Origin of the sequence: Psychrobacter aquaticus CMS 56 (assembly GCF_000471625.1) — a bacterium.
In the GTDB taxonomy this organism is placed as follows: domain Bacteria; phylum Pseudomonadota; class Gammaproteobacteria; order Pseudomonadales; family Moraxellaceae; genus Psychrobacter; species Psychrobacter aquaticus.
The window spans coordinates 178945-194531 of record NZ_AUSW01000035.1; the positions used below are offsets into that span (position 1 = coordinate 178945).

The following is a 15587-nucleotide window of genomic DNA, read 5'->3' on the forward strand; positions in this document are numbered from 1 at the left end:
ACCATTATACGATAACGATGCTGATAGAGTGTCGCAGACAAAATAACACATCAGTAATAGGGCATGTTGAACACTCACAAACACGCCCTAAAGTCACGTAATTATAAAAATTATAAGGATAAGTGTTAATTACGAATATTCTGCCTGCGATTAAAGGCGATAGTTTAGCCTGCTTGTCAAAAATTTGATAGTATCGATAAAACGTTTTTAGTGGTAGTTTCTTGCAATGATAAATACAAAAACCCCTAGTCATAGGCAGATTCATAAGCCTATTATTGCACTACTGTTGTGTGCCGGCAGTCTTCCGATTCATGCCGCTATTATCAGTGACAATAGCGAGCGCCGTATTCAAATACGTCATGGTAGTAGCACCGATAGCAATAGCAATGCCTACATTACACCTTCTGCTACAAGCGCTTCGAGTTATAGCCCTGGCGTTACGATGCTGAGCGGTGCGAGCACCAAGAATAGCGATAGTATGCAGGGATTGATTGCTCAAAAACAGCGCGATTTTGCACTGGATGCGAGTCTGTCTATCCAAGAAAATAAACAGGTAAATATCAATCGACGAACCCCTGTTTATAACACGACTTATAGCAACAATAGATACAATACAGCGAGCAACACTTATAATAGCGCTGACAACGCTGTTAGTAATACAGATTTTAACGCTTGGCTAAACCGTAACAGCTACCGTGCTCAGCAAGTGGCAGAGTATCAGCGCTATCTGATATCAAGAATTGGCGCACAAAATGTCCCGCCATTGTCTCAACTACTGACCACTGCTCGAAGCTGGGATAAATGTGGCTATGAGCCTTATCAGCTACCACCGCAAGAGTTATGGGCAAATATAGTACCGACCTTACGTTTGTATAGCGAGCTTAAGCATCAAGGCGTTTTGCCTACCAGTAGTGAGATACGTTCAGTATATCGCAGTCCTGGCCTTAATAATTGTGCGGGCGGTGCTGATAGCAGTAAGCACATGAATGGCAGCGCCATAGATATTTGGGTGCCAGAGTACGAAGACAATGTATGGCGGCTCAATACCATGCAAGACGGTCTGTGTCAGTTCTGGCAATATCAGGGAGAGGCTCATAATTTTGGTTTGGGACTATATTCTACAGGTGCCATTCATTTAGATACGGATGGTTATCGCAAATGGGGCTTTAATCATGCAAGTAGCAGTTCTTCTTGCCGCTATTAAACGACTCATACGCTATCAAAAGACCAAATAAATATGAGTGAATGACAATAAAGTGAGGTTAAAGACATTATAATAATGCTTATAAAATTACATACCAAATGATAAACGATTTGAGAGTAGAAGCTTGACGCATAAGTCATCAAAAATTCTCTGGTAATGCTAAATTATGTTTTAATGATAGTAAGTTTGCCATTCGCCTTTATATCATTTGATTTATAAAATAATAAGTAGCGTTTATTATAAGTAGGATTTATGAAAAAGCGGTATTCAGCAAATGCTGATAAGTCAAAAAAAGGGTTGCTGCGGTCGAATAACACGTATGTGGCTTTATGCGCTTCAGTCTTTGTGGTACTTTTATTTATCAGTGCGGTCAATTCAGAGACATCCTCTGAAAACAGTTTGCTGACGGCAAAAAAATCTACGCCTCAACTTGATAGAAGATTACAGAGTGCTAAAGATATTGAAGAAAATATCATAAACTCTTATGCTAGGCTGGCAGGCAAGCGTTCTGACGTCTGTCCTAAACTGATCCAAGAAAAAATAGGCAGTCAAGTTATTGAACGTACCGCAGAAGTCATGGTAAATAATTATTGTGATTATTTTTTATATCCACGAGAGGGTCAACAGATTTCGGTAAACGTGAATGACAGTCAGATTGAAGCCTTATTAATAGTGCCCATGTTGCATGACTTCGCTAATGGTAATTATCGAGTAGACTCTTACGACAAGCATGTGATTCGTTTAGCCTATAAAGGCGCAACTTATAAGTCCAAAAAACTCGTTTATGATGTTGCAGTGACTGTCACTAGCTAAACGGTGACTCGTTTATTGATTGGTTCTGTTGTTATACTGGTACTTGTCATGAATAAGGGGCATTGCTACTGAGCACTGCCCCTTATTTTTGTGGAGCTTATCATTCGTGTAGTCACTGTAGTCACTGTAGTCACTGTAGTCACTTTGTACAGAGATTTTATCACCGCTATTTTTTAGTCTTTTTATCCTTCCAAGGATCGTCCTGTCCAACAGTGACAATCAAGAAATCCTCAGGCTTGAGCGTGTCGCGTAGGGTTTGGTTGACGCCTGCTAGTTTTACTTGGTCAATACGATCGATATAATCCGTCAAATAGCTGTTCGGCAATTGATAAAAGTTCATCATGCCCAATAGGCCATTGATTCCTGTGTTGCTCGCAAAACCCATGGGAAAGCTATTTTTAAGATTGTCTGTTGTCAGACGCATCTCGCTGCTAGTAATGCCTTTGTCTAAAGTATTAGTGATGACATCTAAACTGGCATCGATGGCGGCGAGCGCCTTGTCATTGCGTGTCGCAAAACCAATCTGATAGGGGCCACGCGCCAGCATCGGATTCATAGAACCTGATATGCCGTAGGTATAACCAAGATTTTGCCTGACCTCAGTCATTAATCGCGCATTAAAATTACCACCAGCCATTACCTCATTACCCACGGCAAAATTGGTTTGCTGCTGCTGATCCTTTGGGTTGGTAGCGCGTTTGCTACCCAATTGCCCCATTAAGATGGTTGTCTGCGTACTTGGGAACGGGATATGAATGTGCTGTGCCTGATTAAGTGGTTTTGGCTCAGGTAAATCCGCTGCGGGCTGACCAGTGGGTAGTTCATTGGTAATATTTTCAGCAAGATTTTTTGCTTGGTCCAAGGTCAGATTGCCTGTCATCGCGATAGAAGCATTGGCTGCGACCAAGTAACGATTTTTAAAATCTATCAGCTGCTGTTTGTCAATACTTGGTACACTTTCAAGAGTACCGGCCGATGGATGGGCGTAAGGATGCTCACCATATAAAGCTTGGTCAAAAGCAATGCTTGCCAGACTATTTGGGTCTTGTTTTTGCTGCTGCAAGCCGACCAGTAAACGCGCTTTATTGCGTGCTAAAATATCGTCATCAAAAGTAGGTTCGCTGAGCATTTGCGTCATTAAATCGATGGCAGGCAATAAATGCTTATCGTCAGATAAGCTACGTAGCGAGACAATAAACATGTCCTTGTAGGCACTGCTGTTTAGATTGATACCTAAGGTTTCAACCGCCCGAGTAAATGCATTTTCATCTAAGTCTTTAGCGCCTTGTGTGAGCATGGTGGCGGTCATATTGGCAATACCGAACCCTTCTGTGCGTATGCTGCCATCACGAGCGCTACCAGCGTTAAAGCGCAAATCGATATCGACAATGGGCAATGTAGTCGTCTGTACAAAGCGTACTGGTACGCCAGATTGAGTTCTGAACGTTTGAATCGTTGGTACGGTGACTTTTAAGGGTGTGGTATCGTCAAGACTGGTCAGTTTCGATAATGCAGCAATGGGTGCACTCGTATCAACGACAGCGGCAGATCCACGGTACTCATCAGTATTTGTTGTGTCCGCCTGAGCGTTCATTGCCAACGTTGTCATACCTAACAAGATGCCAATACGGAGATAGGATGGCTTTTTATAGCTAGGTTTTGCAGCTGGCATTGAAATGAGCGTATTGGCATTGTTTAAGGCATTTTCTCTTGTTTGTAATAAATCACTATTTTGAGTCATGGTTTTCTTCTTAGTAATGAGATCTTTATAAGCAGTGCTTTCGTTGGGTAAATGAATAACACTTCACCATTAGTTCTTTTTATCGGTTTGATCTTTGGGTGGTATGATATGCATTACCGTCAAATTGTTTTTTACCAAATACTGTTTGCTAGCAGCTTGTATATCAGCGATCGTCACGCCATCGAGTTTGGCTGGCAGCTTGGCAAGTAGCCTGTCATCAAGACCAATAGACTGTAGTGAGCCAATCATGCGCGCTTGACCTTCCATACTGTCTTGCGCATAGACGAGACCCGTTACGGTATTGGTTTTGGCACGGCTGATTTCATCTGGCGCAATCGGGTCAGTTTTAAGCTTTTCTATTTCAGTGATAATGGCTTGCTGTGCCTGCTCTAAGCTCACGCCTTCACGCGGCGTCGCCTGAATCAAAAACAGACCATCGCCACGATCCAACAAGTCATAAGAAGTACCTACTGTGGTCAGTAGACCTTGCTCACGTATCAATCGACTCTCTAAGCGTGCAGACAATCCGCCATCTAATACATCTTGAGCCAGTGAGAGTGCATAGGCCTGTTTTTCATCCGTTGCACCTGCTGTCACAAGGCTGGGTACGTTATAGCCCATTAATAACACAGGGACTTGCACCGCTTGTTCAGAGTCCACTTTCTGATAACCACGGAAACCTTTTTGACTGACCGCAGGACGTTTGGGCAAGTCACTTGGCGACAGTTCACCAAAGTAACGTTTGACTTGCTTCAAGACCTCGGTTGGTTCGACATCCCCCACAATAACTAAAGTGGCATTGTTGGGCGCATACCAAGTCTCATACCAACTTTTTAAGTCTGAGAGTGTGATGGATTCAAGCTCATTCATCGGGCCAATAACCGATTCGCCTTTAGGACTGTCGGGCAAAGCAAGCAAGCGAAAGGATTCGTAAGCTTTGGCAAGGGGGTTGTCATCGGTACGTTGACGACGCTCTTCCATAACGACTTGATGCTCTTTAGCAAATTCTTTATCATCGAAGGTTAGGTTTTTCATGCGATCTGCTTCGAGCTCTAATGCTAAAGGCAAGCGATTGGCTGGGAACAGCTCGTAATAACCGGTGTAATCGTAGCTGGTAAAAGCATTGTTGACCCCGCCAAATTTGGCAATTAAGCGCTCATAATCATCGCTTGACACGTCAGTGGTACCTTTGAACATCATATGCTCAAGCAAATGAGAAATACCTCCTTTGTCAGTTGGTTCATCTGTAGAGCCAACTCGATACCAAATCTGCGTCATAACCACTGGGGCTCGGTGGTCTTCTTTTATCACTATCTTCAGACCATTTTCTAACTGATATTCGTGTCGACCTGACATATCCATGGCTAATGCGGATGAGGGCTGAGTCTCTTTGGTCGTTTTATTGTGACCAACTTTACTTTGCCCCAATGTATTTTGAGTCACTGTATTTTTAGTGGTAGATAATGGCTTGGAATGAATCGCATTGGTTTGGCAAGCAGCAAGAGCAGTCGCCATAGCAATAGCACAAGCAATGCGTAGTGAGATAATAGGTAGTGGCAAAGACGATGGCATGGTAGGTTCTACTTATATAAAATGGTAACTTATAAACTGATCAGTGAGTTTATCAATTTCAGTTCTAGCGATAGCAGTCTTTACAAAGATTTGTGTGCTCCAATCATTACAGTGGCGGTCGGCTTGAACTCTGGCGTAGTGCTACATCCAGTCACTGATAGAGCCGTTGTTAGTAGTAGCGCCGCACTGATAGCGACTATTTTTTTATCATGTTTTTTACAATCATTAGCGAGCGTTGACATAGGGTGTTCCTAAAAGGTGTTTATCGGATAATCCAAAATAGGGTTCTCGAACAAATAGTATATTGGCAAGTAGGACTGGGTAGAGTAGGCGAAGTTTGGCATACAGAAAGTCAGATTTTTGTGTCTGAATCTTAAGCGAAACTTTCTCAAATCATTATATTGCCTTTCAAACTTGTAAATTTTGACGCTAGTCTGCGTTGCTAAGGGCTAAGCAAGACTCGAATTATGCTAAAATAGGTTAAAAATCGTCAGTCATTCCGATACTAAAATATAATGATAGATAGATTTATTAAAAATAAACAAATAACTGATCGTGATAACTTTTAGGGCAAGCTTATGAATAACCCAAATAATAGCAATCGTGTGGTCATCAATCTGGATGGCGATCTTGATGACTTGGATGATATTACCTTACCCAGTCTGACAGCGCAATCTGTGCCCATCATCGATGATGCTGGAAATATTGGCGCAATCCATGACAAAAAAGTGCCTACTGATAAAAACATGGCAGAGCCGCAAAAGAGCGACACAGTCAATCAAGATGCCATAGTTACGGATGCCTCAGACAATATCGCTTTGGGTATGCCCATTCATGTAGCAGAACAGCAGAGTGTCTCTGAAAATTCATCCGAAAGCGCTTCGAGCGTTAAAAGTGCCGATGCAAGCACGAATTCCAATACAGTCGCTACCGTTCCTCCTATGCCGTTGCAAGAGCAATTAGGGGATAGGCCAAGCGTCAGTCCAACCAGCAGTGGTACACAAAATCTAAATCATCATGAGTCAGTCATGCCATCACAAGAGTCTCAAGAGACTCAGAAAAAAGGCAGCTGGTTCAACCGTATGAAAACGGGGCTGAGTAAGTCACGTAAAAATCTGGCCGAAGGGATGGTTAGTATCCTTATCGGTGGCAAAGAGATTGATGATGAGCTGCTAGAGGAAGTTGAAGATCAGTTGCTGGTCGCTGATATTGGTGTCACTGCCACCAACCGTATTATCAAGAGTCTAACCGAACAGACAGCACGTGGTGACTTGATTTATGCCCATTCACTATATAAAGCACTACAAAGCGAGCTGGTGGATATTTTAACACCAAAAGTTGCACCACTCGTGATTGATACCAGCAAAAAACCCTTTGTCATCCTAGTGGTGGGCGTCAATGGGGTTGGTAAAACGACGACCATCGGTAAGCTTGCGAAGCGCTTACAAGGTGAGGGTAGATCAGTGATGCTAGCAGCGGGTGATACTTTTCGTGCGGCGGCCACCGAACAGCTACAGATTTGGGGAGAGCGTAATAATATTCCAGTCGTGGCGCAAGGTCATGGCTCAGATAGTGCCTCTGTGATTTTTGATGCCATGCAATCTGCCAAGGCAAAAAATATTGATGTGCTGATAGCAGATACTGCTGGACGCTTGCAAAACAAAACGCATTTAATGGCAGAGCTAGAAAAAGTGGTTCGTGTCATGCGTAAAGCAGATCCAAGTGCACCGCACGAAGGTATGATTGTCCTCGATGCTGGCACGGGTCAAAACGCCATTAATCAAGTTGAGTTGTTTAATAAGGTCGTGCCATTGACAGGTATTACCATCACCAAACTAGATGGTACCGCTAAAGGCGGCGTGGTCTTTAATATTGCTGAAACAACGGACATACCTATTCGTTATATTGGCGTGGGCGAATCGATTGATGACTTACGTGCCTTTAGTCCGAAGCAGTTTGTCGCCGCATTGTTCGAAACGGATGATAAAGAATAGCGATATCGCTCGATAGTTTGTTTTAGTCGATGAGTAAGTCTTAAAAATCTAACGATTTAAAAGGAAAAAGTCATGATAGTCACTACCGCAGCTTTTGGATCGAACCAATTAACGTTAATTGCGAGCATCAATCAACATAGCAGTCCTAAGTTGGTTGAGGTCAACTGGCTGCTGGCAGGTAACTCTTGGCATAGCTCAAAATCTATTTCCAAACTTAAAAAGCGTTACAATCTTGTTGATGAGAGCTTTACGTTCATAAGTAAAGAGAATTTAAGCAAAAATGAACCGGCTCAGGCTCTACTAATAGAGGCTATAGAACAGTTGGACGAATATTTTAAAGGTGATCGCCAAGCGTTTGACTTGGCCTTAGATTTGTCTTTGGGTACGCCGTTTCAGCAACAAGTATGGCAGGCATTGCAAGACATCAGTCACGGTCAAACCATCAGTTATGCCACACTTGCTCAGCGTGTAGATAATCCCAAAGGATTTCGTGCGGTTGCGAATGCTAATAGTAAAAATCCTTTTAGTATTATCGTTCCCTGCCACCGAGTCATCAGCAGTGATGGCAAGCTTGGTGGCTATACAGGTGGGCTGGATAAGAAAGAATATTTGTTAGCGCTCGAAGGTATCGTTTGCAAAACTTAATGTAAAGTAAGTGCTTATCAGACGCTAATGAACAAAAAAAGACCAAGCGTTAAAAACGTTTGGTCTTTTTTGTCGCGAATAAACAATGAAAATCATTGCTCAAGCTGAGCCATCACCTCATCTGTAAAGTTTACATTGCTATAAACTTCTTGCACATCGTCTATGTCTTCTAGCATATCGATCATTTTCATGATTTGTTGCGCATCATCAACATCATTGATTTCAGCAATGGTTGATGGCGACATCGTTACTTCGGCATTGTCAGAAACAAGCCCAGCAGCGTTGAGGGCGTCTTTGACGTGACCGAAATTTTCCCATCCAGTGATGACAAGTAATGTCTCTCCATTGTTTTCGATATCAAGAGCGCCTGCATCTAATGCAACAAGCATCACGTCATCTTCTAGGCTCACATCATTGAAGGTGATTTCACCGCGCTTATTGAATAAGTAAGCAACCGAGCCTGAGGTGCCAAGATTGCCATCATGCTTTGTAAAGGCGTGACGCACTTCGCTGACGGTGCGATTGACATTGTCAGTCATGGTTTCGACCAGTACGGCGACGCCGCCGATACCATAGCCTTCGTAGCTGATCTCATCCATATTTTCAGTATCACCGCCACCCGTTCCACGATCGACCGCACGATTGATCGTATCTCGAGTCATATTGACTGATAAGGCTTTTTCGATGACGGCTCGCAGACGTGGGTTTTTGTCAGGATCTGGGTCGCCTTGCTTGGCAGCAGAAACAATTTCACGAATAATTTTGGTAAATATTTTACCTTTTACCGCATCCTGACGGGCTTTGCGGTGTTTGATATTTGCCCATTTTGAATGGCCTGCCATATAACATCCTTAATTTTTGCGTACTATTTGTTATGCTTAAAAAATCGTTAACAACAACCTTCAATGCCCGATCATGTATTTTTATAATATAATTACTCTGTCTGCTCAAGGTAATAGAGCTATCTATACGTTAACGATTTGTATGTTGTTGAGAGTGCTTTTTTGCTACACTATGGCAAATTATAGATTGTATTTGCTGTAATAAGTGAGCAATATTATAAACCAGTTTTGTGTGTTTTAACTAACTTGGCCTCATTCATCGCATTTTAAGTCATTGAGTGCTATCAAGCCATTCATTTTATGAAGTTACAGATTCTATGAAGCAAACAAGCGCTGAAGCCATCACACACTTGCGTAACCGCATTCATATCATTATCGAAGGTACAGATACCCGTTCGGGTAAGCTTTTTGATATTGTATTGCTGATTGCGATTTTGACCAGCGTAGGCGTGGTCATGCTAGATAGTGTATTGTATGTGCGTTTGCAATATGGAACGATATTTTTTTATGCAGAATGGTTTTTTACCATTTTATTTACTATCGAGTATGTTTTAAGGCTGTTTTCGGCACCCAATCGTATTCGCTATATTTTTAGTTTTTTTGGCGTTGTAGATTTACTATCCATATTGCCCAGTTACTTGAGTCTCATATTTGGCGGTGTTCAATATCTCATTGTGATACGTGTTCTACGGATTTTGCGTGTGTTTCGAGTCCTTAAACTCAAAGGTTACATGCAACAAGCGGGTTTTTTGGCGTCGGCCCTTAAAACCAGTCAGCAAAAGATAACGGTATTTTTCTTATCGCTGGTTCTCTTAGTGACTATTTACGGCTCGATCGTCTATGTGGTAGAAGGTCCAGAAAATGGTTTTACTAGTATTCCGATTTCTATATATTGGGCAGTTGTGACCTTGACCACCGTAGGGTATGGTGATATTTCGCCAAAAACGCCATTAGGTCAGGCCATTGCAACGATGGTTATGATTACAGGTTACGCTGTTATTGCTGTGCCAACGGGTATTTTTACCTCAGAGTTAACACGTAATATGCGTCCACAGCTCAATCCAGTCACTTGCCCAAACTGTGGTAAGTTCGGACATGCGTTAGGGGCGGAGTTTTGTGATCGCTGCGGGCATGCTTTACACGTCTAGCAACTATTAATAAATATTCGTCGGCACAAGCATCTATTTTTTATACTTCTTATACTTCAATGTACTCGTCAACGAGTGGGGATAAGTCAATTTTAACGCCCAGATTGACCAAATTCCAATACTGTCCTGATATGGTGCGATCTAGCATCATGGTCGTGGCAGAAGGTTGAAACTGACCAAAATATTTTAAAGAGACACGCATTTGTGCAATGGCTTCGTGATGCACTTGACTGCTGCCAAAATCAAAAGCACCGTCATGATAAGGCTCAATGGATAACGGTTTTAGCCCGATTGATATCCATTTTTCATAAAACTCTCCAGGAATATTTTTATCATCATCACGGCGAATATCTAGGGCGATTAAATCTTGCTCAAGTGCGGTCACATCGCCTTTGAGAGCGTGTTTTGCAAAGCGGCGAAACAGTTGAACTTCGCTGTCACTGTAACTACGAATACCACCAAAATCATAAGCGACTACGCTGCCATCCTTGCGAAAGGCAAAGTTACCTGGATGGGGGTCACAGTGCATACGGTACAGGCCAAATAGTTGTCCTGCGGTAAAGTGAAACAGACGCTCTGCTATTTTTTGTTTGATCTCATTGTCCCAAGTCGCAGCGACTGTCAGTGTCTCTCCCATCTCTTCGGTCAATGTTAAAATCCGTTTGGAAGAGTGGCTGCTAATCACCTTGGGGATGATAAGCCCTTCGTCTTCTGCATGAAACGCACCGAACACTCGTAAGTTATGCGCTTCTTTGGTGTAGTCCAATTCATCATGCAAGCTTTGACGAATCTCGTTAAATAATTGCTCTTGTAGCTGTTTGTTCATATTAAGCACGCCAGCAATTTTCAAAGCCATCCGTACTTGTTTAAGGTCGCTATCGCAGTTTTCATCAACATCGGGATACTGCACTTTTACTACCACTTTTTGTCCAGATAGCAAGACGGCTTTATGCACTTGGCCAATGGAAGCGGCGGCAAACGGCGTTTCTTCAAATTCGCTGAACAACTCTGTCACAGGCGCTTTCAGCTCACGTTCGATTTGCGCCCGTATCTGCGCGTATGGCATGGGCGGCGCATCTTTTTGTAGCTTTTCTAACGCGCTTGCCACTTCAGGCGGAAATACATCTTTGTACTGAGAAGCAATTTGCCCCACTTTCATCACTGCGCCTTTCATTTCACCCAGCGTTTCGGCTATCTGAATACCCACGTCTTGCATCAGCTCAGAGCGCGCTTGCAACCTTTTTTCTTCGTCACTTGAGAGATGTTTAAATGAGTTTTTGGCGGCTTTACCGGCAATACTTGCTGTCATGCCAGCGAGTTTCATAAAGCGCTTTCCAGACGATTTTGCCATTCATATCACCTTATAGTGGGTTGTTTGCTCAGCCGTAATTCTAGTATCTTAATCAACTGATTACTGTTTAACTAGTGTGCTGATGATAAAGCATATTTTATATGATTTTAGTTTTTTTATTTTTTAACCGATAGCGAACAGTCGTTTCAAAATTACAGCGTCAAGATTTACCATCTATTGTCAGTCACTCGTTTTGATAGCGTAAAGAATCTCAAGCCAATAGCCCAATGCCATGTCATACCCCATATGTCCCAAGCCACAAATGACACCGACGGCGATATCGCTCAAATAAGAATGATGGCGAAAAGACTCACGTGCATGAACATTGGATAAGTGTACTTCTATAAAGGGTTTTTGTGTGGCCAATAGCGCGTCACGTAAAGCAACCGAGGTATGGGTAAATGCGGCAGGATTGATGATAATAGCATCTACTTGTGCGGCTGACTCTGCCAATAGTCCATACTGTTGGATCTCATCCACCAGCTTGCCTTCATGATTTGATTGTATACAGATCAATTCAATACCGTTCATTGCGGCACGTGCAATGAGGCGTTTTTCAATGTCTATAAGGGTTGTATGCCCATAGATTTCAGGCTCACGTTTGCCCAGTAAATTTAAATTGACGCCATTAATCAGCAATAACTTGCGCGTGAGTGCCTTAGTAGTTATTTGAGTAGATGTTTTTACGGCTGATGCGGACTGAGAAAGAGTTGTCATAATGATCTCTATAGATATTAAACAATAGGGGTGATGTATACTTGATGGCAAGGCAGGGTTGTACCTCTTTTCTTTAAGATCAACTATATGATAACAGCTTGATGATAAGGTTATAAAAAATTACATGAAAAATGACCCTAAGCGTAAAAAACCATGTTAAAACTCTTTATGTTGCTAAAAACCCATGCTATGATATTTTTTAAGCAATAATTATTGCAAGTTTGTTACTATTGCAATAAAAGACCGATATACAAAAACCTAACTGGGTTTTTAAAGGTGACTGTTTTCTCATAACAGTGGTCTATTATAAAGGTCATGTAGTAAGTAGTCTTCGTTAGAATAGCACTCTTAAGTTTTTGATTTCATAATCTTAGATCCCGTTTGTATGCAATGTTGCAAAGGAATTTGGGGCTAAGCGAACTTTTTTAGGAAGTAATATTATGTCAGCTCGTGAGCAAGGTATCGTGAAGTGGTTTAATGACTCAAAAGGCTTTGGTTTCATTCAACGTGACAGCGGAGAAGATATTTTTGTCCATTTTCGCGCAATCCAAGGTGATGGTTATCGTTCTTTGAAGGATGGCGAAAAGGTTGAGTTCAGTGTAGTAGAAGGTGACAAAGGCCTTCAAGCTGAAGAAGTCAGAAAAGTAGAAGAGTAACCTATCCAGTCATTAGAGCGGTTTAGCTATAACGTCTGTATACGCTACTGATATACTACTGAGTCAAACCCGTCTTATCTTACCTATGTTGAGTAAAAGCCAGCATACTTGGTAGGGTTAGGTGTTGGGTTTGGCTTTTTTTATGCTCCTATATTTCTCAGCTATATATAGATTTGATATTGACATTGCTATCGGGTCGCCTTACGTGATGATATGAAGGCTTATTAAAAGCCTACTCATAGTTAATAACGAACAAGTGATTTATTTAAAAGGATATTTTTTTGAGCAATTTTACAACTTTTATGGATTTACCACTTTCTGCTCCAACTTTACGTGCCGTCAATGATCTAGGGTTTACTGAATTAACACCTATTCAAGCACAAATATTGCCACACACATTGGCAAATCAAGATGCTATCGGTCAAGCGCAAACAGGGACTGGTAAGACAGCAACGTTTTTATTGACGATTATGGAAGCCTTACTTAAGCGTCCTTTTGGTGATGATGAAGAGCGCTATTTGGGTGAGCCACGTGCGGTAGTGATGGCTCCCACCCGTGAGCTTGCTCAGCAAATATTTGAGGATTGTATTGCCCTAACCAAATACACGTCGCTACACAGCGTCTGTATTATGGGTGGCACTAACTACGAGACTCAGCAGCATGAGCTTGAGCGTCAGTACGTGGATATTTTGGTTGCCACACCTGGTCGGTTGATTGATCTTGCCAATAAAGGCATGGTCTATCTAGATCGAGTAGAAGTACTGGTGTTAGACGAAGCCGATCGTATGCTCGATATGGGTTTTATCCCAGATATCAAGCGTTTAGTAGGCAGAATGCCATCAAATACAGACCGCCAAAGCTTACTATTTTCGGCCACTTTTAACCAAGATGTAATGAATCTTGCTTACCGCTGGTTGCATGAGCCGCAGTTTGTCGAAATTGAGCCTGAGCATAAAACCAGTGAACTGGTCGATCAACATTTTTACCTATTAACAGAAGATCAGAAGCTAGCAGCATTAGAGCGTATCATTAGTGATACTGCAGTAGATAAGGTGATCGTATTTGCCAATCGCAAAGATCAAGTCAAACGTCTTTATCATAAGCTTCGCCAAGCCCATAAAATTGTGATGTTATCAGGTGATGTTATTCAACAAAAACGTGAAAAATACTTACAGCGTTTTAAGGATGGTCATGCGTCTATCTTGGTGGCGACAGATGTAGCAGGTCGCGGCATCCATGTCGATGATATCAGTCATGTGGTTAATTATACTTTGCCTGAACAGCCAGATGATTACGTACACCGCATTGGTCGTACGGGTCGCGCTGGACAGACAGGCATTAGCATCAGTTTCGTTAGTGAAGATGATGCGTTTAACCTACCCGCATTAGAGAAGCATCTAGAGACCAAGTTCACGCTTGAGCAGTGGCAAGAGTAATCGCTTAAGTAGTATAGCAAACCCAAAAAATACGATTAGCCACGTCAAACTCGTTTAGTATGATTTTTTGGAGTGGTATCAATTGAAAAAAGCCCTTAATATCATTTCTGATGTTGAGGGCTTTTTTTCGAAGAGAGGGTCTAGGACTTACACCGAGAGTTTATAAACGGTTATTGGGATTGAGGCATAGAGTTTTTATCATCACCCATATCGTGCATACTATGATCCATCGTATTGTCCATAGCTGGTGTCATGTCGTGATTCATTTGGTTCATATCATGAGCGGTATCTTCGTCTGCCATCATAGCAGAATGGCTCCTATGATCCATTTGTCCATTGCCATGTCCACTGTGCATGCTAGACATCATCATAGGTACAGCGACAACCGCTAAACCAGACAGTACCATAATAGCGCCGTTAAGCTGTCTTAAGCGAAAACGCCCAATTTTATCACGCAACCAGCCAACGGTTTCGTGCGTGGCAACCAGCATCGGCACCGTGCCTAAGCCAAAGACAAACATGAGTGCCGCACCGCTCAAAGGATTATGAGCGACCACTGCGATCAGTAAAGCGCCATATACCAATCCACAAGGTAAAAATCCCCAAAGTAGTCCAGCAGTGAGTGCACGTGGGAACGTATTTAATGGAAATACTTTTTGACGAAGCGGGCTCAGATATTGCCAAAAACGCATACCAAAACGCTCAAGCTTATTTAAGAATGGGGCACCAAGCATGGTCACGCCGACAAAAACTAACACCAAGCCTAATAAGATACGTGGCGTACTGTTGCCTTGCATTAATGGCTCTAGCAAAGTTGTGCCAATAAGCCCTGCGATTAAACCCAGCGATGCATAGCTGGTCAAACGGCCTAAGTGATAAGTGAAGACAAGTGCACGGCGTTTGGCTGGACTGACGTCTTTCATCGATAGTCCAAATGCCGTTACAAGGCCGCCGCACATACCCAAACAATGCGGTGAACCAAAAAAACCCATCAGTAATGCCGCAACGAGTAAGGCTGTGGTCATAGGGGTGTCTCCTAATGAATGCTAGATCTTTGAGTTTTTATCTACATGAGAATCATTGATGGATTCTGTATCAACTGTGCTGGCTTGGCTAACTGTTTCAATGTCAGTAGCCACTATGTGGTCAGCCTGCGGAGTGGGCGGGGAGTGCTCATGAGCTTGTATGGTCTGCCGACGCTCTTGACGGTCATCCAATATAATGCGCTGTGACGCATTGTCCAAATCTTCAAATTGATTCGACTTTACGGCATATCTTACGGCCCAAATGGCCACCACAAAAAGCATAAGACTTAATGGGATTAATAAAAATATACTGAGCATGGTCACTCTCTTAAATATCAGTTTCTTCTATCATTATACACCCATTACTATTGCAATAACGGCTTGCAGCGATAAAAGCGCAGCAACAGGCACTGGTAACATATACCTATACAGAATGACATTCA

Annotated in this window: 15 protein-coding genes; 7 read left to right on the plus strand and 8 right to left on the minus strand. The window is 42.5% G+C overall.

Annotation, left to right across the window (positions count from 1 at the left end; all coding sequences use genetic code 11):
• The first annotated feature begins 226 nt into the window (after window positions 1-226).
• Window positions 227-1204: a D-Ala-D-Ala carboxypeptidase family metallohydrolase gene (locus M917_RS12535; protein WP_021815238.1), complete on the plus strand. Its 978-nt coding sequence runs from the start codon at window positions 227-229 to the stop codon at window positions 1202-1204.
• 252 nt (window positions 1205-1456) lie between these two features.
• The gene (locus tag M917_RS12540) at window positions 1457-2017 is read left to right on the plus strand and encodes a hypothetical protein (RefSeq protein WP_021815239.1); all 561 of its coding nucleotides are present in this window, start codon (window positions 1457-1459) and stop codon (window positions 2015-2017) included.
• Window positions 2018-2183: 166 nt separating this feature from the next.
• Here the strand turns inward: M917_RS12540 and M917_RS12545 are convergent, their stop codons facing one another.
• The 3 genes from M917_RS12545 to M917_RS14240 all read right to left on the minus strand — a co-directional run bounded on the left by M917_RS12545 (window position 2184) and on the right by M917_RS14240 (window position 5572).
• Window positions 2184-3758 carry a M16 family metallopeptidase gene (locus tag M917_RS12545; protein ID WP_021815240.1) on the minus strand — a complete coding sequence of 525 codons (1575 nt, stop codon included), beginning with the start codon at window positions 3756-3758 and terminating at the stop codon, window positions 2184-2186.
• Between the two features lie 69 nt (window positions 3759-3827).
• Entirely contained in the window at window positions 3828-5330 is a 1503-nt protein-coding gene (locus tag M917_RS12550; RefSeq protein WP_021815241.1) for a M16 family metallopeptidase, read from the minus strand.
• Window positions 5331-5410: 80 nt separating this feature from the next.
• On the minus strand, window positions 5411-5572 hold the full coding sequence (locus tag M917_RS14240) for a hypothetical protein (protein WP_161626701.1): 162 nt from the start codon (window positions 5570-5572) through the stop codon (window positions 5411-5413).
• Window positions 5573-6358: 786 nt separating this feature from the next.
• Here M917_RS14240 and ftsY point away from each other — a divergent pair.
• Both ftsY and M917_RS12560 read left to right on the plus strand, forming a co-directional pair.
• Window positions 6359-7324 (plus strand): signal recognition particle-docking protein FtsY, encoded by a 966-nt coding sequence (ftsY, locus tag M917_RS12555; RefSeq protein WP_227500839.1) that lies wholly within the window; start codon window positions 6359-6361, stop codon window positions 7322-7324.
• A gap of 72 nt (window positions 7325-7396) precedes the next feature.
• On the plus strand, window positions 7397-7969 hold the full coding sequence (locus M917_RS12560) for a methylated-DNA--[protein]-cysteine S-methyltransferase (RefSeq protein WP_021815243.1): 573 nt from the start codon (window positions 7397-7399) through the stop codon (window positions 7967-7969).
• A 92-nt stretch (window positions 7970-8061) separates the two neighbouring features.
• Here the strand turns inward: M917_RS12560 and M917_RS12565 are convergent, their stop codons facing one another.
• Window positions 8062-8811: a YebC/PmpR family DNA-binding transcriptional regulator gene (locus M917_RS12565; protein WP_021815244.1), complete on the minus strand. Its 750-nt coding sequence runs from the start codon at window positions 8809-8811 to the stop codon at window positions 8062-8064.
• A gap of 317 nt (window positions 8812-9128) precedes the next feature.
• Between M917_RS12565 and M917_RS12570 the strand changes: the two genes are divergently transcribed.
• Window positions 9129-9959, plus strand: a complete 831-nt coding sequence (locus tag M917_RS12570) for an ion transporter (protein ID WP_021815245.1) — start codon at window positions 9129-9131, stop codon at window positions 9957-9959.
• A 49-nt stretch (window positions 9960-10008) separates the two neighbouring features.
• Here the strand turns inward: M917_RS12570 and M917_RS12575 are convergent, their stop codons facing one another.
• Together M917_RS12575 and aroQ are read right to left on the minus strand one after the other, a co-directional pair.
• Window positions 10009-11310 (minus strand): ABC1 kinase family protein, encoded by a 1302-nt coding sequence (locus tag M917_RS12575; protein ID WP_021815246.1) that lies wholly within the window; start codon window positions 11308-11310, stop codon window positions 10009-10011.
• 180 nt (window positions 11311-11490) lie between these two features.
• The gene (gene aroQ, locus M917_RS12580) at window positions 11491-12027 is read right to left on the minus strand and encodes a type II 3-dehydroquinate dehydratase (protein WP_021815247.1); all 537 of its coding nucleotides are present in this window, start codon (window positions 12025-12027) and stop codon (window positions 11491-11493) included.
• Window positions 12028-12467: 440 nt separating this feature from the next.
• Here aroQ and M917_RS12585 point away from each other — a divergent pair, with 440 nt between their 5' ends.
• Together M917_RS12585 and M917_RS12590 are read left to right on the plus strand one after the other, a co-directional pair.
• Window positions 12468-12683, plus strand: a complete 216-nt coding sequence (locus M917_RS12585; protein WP_011513806.1) for a cold-shock protein — start codon at window positions 12468-12470, stop codon at window positions 12681-12683.
• A gap of 302 nt (window positions 12684-12985) precedes the next feature.
• Window positions 12986-14119 carry a DEAD/DEAH box helicase gene (locus M917_RS12590; protein ID WP_200861775.1) on the plus strand — a complete coding sequence of 378 codons (1134 nt, stop codon included), beginning with the start codon at window positions 12986-12988 and terminating at the stop codon, window positions 14117-14119.
• A gap of 170 nt (window positions 14120-14289) precedes the next feature.
• Here the strand turns inward: M917_RS12590 and M917_RS12595 are convergent, their stop codons facing one another.
• Window positions 14290-15144, minus strand: coding sequence for a sulfite exporter TauE/SafE family protein (locus M917_RS12595; RefSeq protein WP_021815249.1), 855 nt, complete (start codon window positions 15142-15144; stop codon window positions 14290-14292).
• 21 nt (window positions 15145-15165) lie between these two features.
• Window positions 15166-15462 (minus strand): cbb3-type cytochrome oxidase assembly protein CcoS, encoded by a 297-nt coding sequence (gene ccoS / locus M917_RS12600; RefSeq protein ID WP_021815250.1) that lies wholly within the window; start codon window positions 15460-15462, stop codon window positions 15166-15168.
• Window positions 15463-15587: the final 125 nt, after the last annotated feature.

Excerpts from the sequence above, each read along its gene's own strand:
- M917_RS12535 (WP_021815238.1), top strand. The coding sequence starts at position 227 with ATGATAAATACAAAAACCCCTAGTCATAGGCAGATTCATAAGCCTATT.
- M917_RS12540 (WP_021815239.1), top strand. The coding sequence starts at position 1,457 with ATGAAAAAGCGGTATTCAGCAAATGCTGATAAGTCAAAAAAAGGGTTG.
- M917_RS12545 (WP_021815240.1), bottom strand. The coding sequence starts at position 3,758 with ATGACTCAAAATAGTGATTTATTACAAACAAGAGAAAATGCCTTAAAC.
- M917_RS12550 (WP_021815241.1), bottom strand. The coding sequence starts at position 5,330 with ATGCCATCGTCTTTGCCACTACCTATTATCTCACTACGCATTGCTTGT.
- M917_RS14240 (WP_161626701.1), bottom strand. The coding sequence starts at position 5,572 with ATGTCAACGCTCGCTAATGATTGTAAAAAACATGATAAAAAAATAGTC.
- ftsY (WP_227500839.1), top strand. The coding sequence starts at position 6,359 with ATGCCATCACAAGAGTCTCAAGAGACTCAGAAAAAAGGCAGCTGGTTC.
- M917_RS12560 (WP_021815243.1), top strand. The coding sequence starts at position 7,397 with ATGATAGTCACTACCGCAGCTTTTGGATCGAACCAATTAACGTTAATT.
- M917_RS12565 (WP_021815244.1), bottom strand. The coding sequence starts at position 8,811 with ATGGCAGGCCATTCAAAATGGGCAAATATCAAACACCGCAAAGCCCGT.
- M917_RS12570 (WP_021815245.1), top strand. The coding sequence starts at position 9,129 with ATGAAGCAAACAAGCGCTGAAGCCATCACACACTTGCGTAACCGCATT.
- M917_RS12575 (WP_021815246.1), bottom strand. The coding sequence starts at position 11,310 with ATGGCAAAATCGTCTGGAAAGCGCTTTATGAAACTCGCTGGCATGACA.
- aroQ (WP_021815247.1), bottom strand. The coding sequence starts at position 12,027 with ATGACAACTCTTTCTCAGTCCGCATCAGCCGTAAAAACATCTACTCAA.
- M917_RS12585 (WP_011513806.1), top strand. The coding sequence starts at position 12,468 with ATGTCAGCTCGTGAGCAAGGTATCGTGAAGTGGTTTAATGACTCAAAA.
- M917_RS12590 (WP_200861775.1), top strand. The coding sequence starts at position 12,986 with ATGGATTTACCACTTTCTGCTCCAACTTTACGTGCCGTCAATGATCTA.
- M917_RS12595 (WP_021815249.1), bottom strand. The coding sequence starts at position 15,144 with ATGACCACAGCCTTACTCGTTGCGGCATTACTGATGGGTTTTTTTGGT.
- ccoS (WP_021815250.1), bottom strand. The coding sequence starts at position 15,462 with ATGCTCAGTATATTTTTATTAATCCCATTAAGTCTTATGCTTTTTGTG.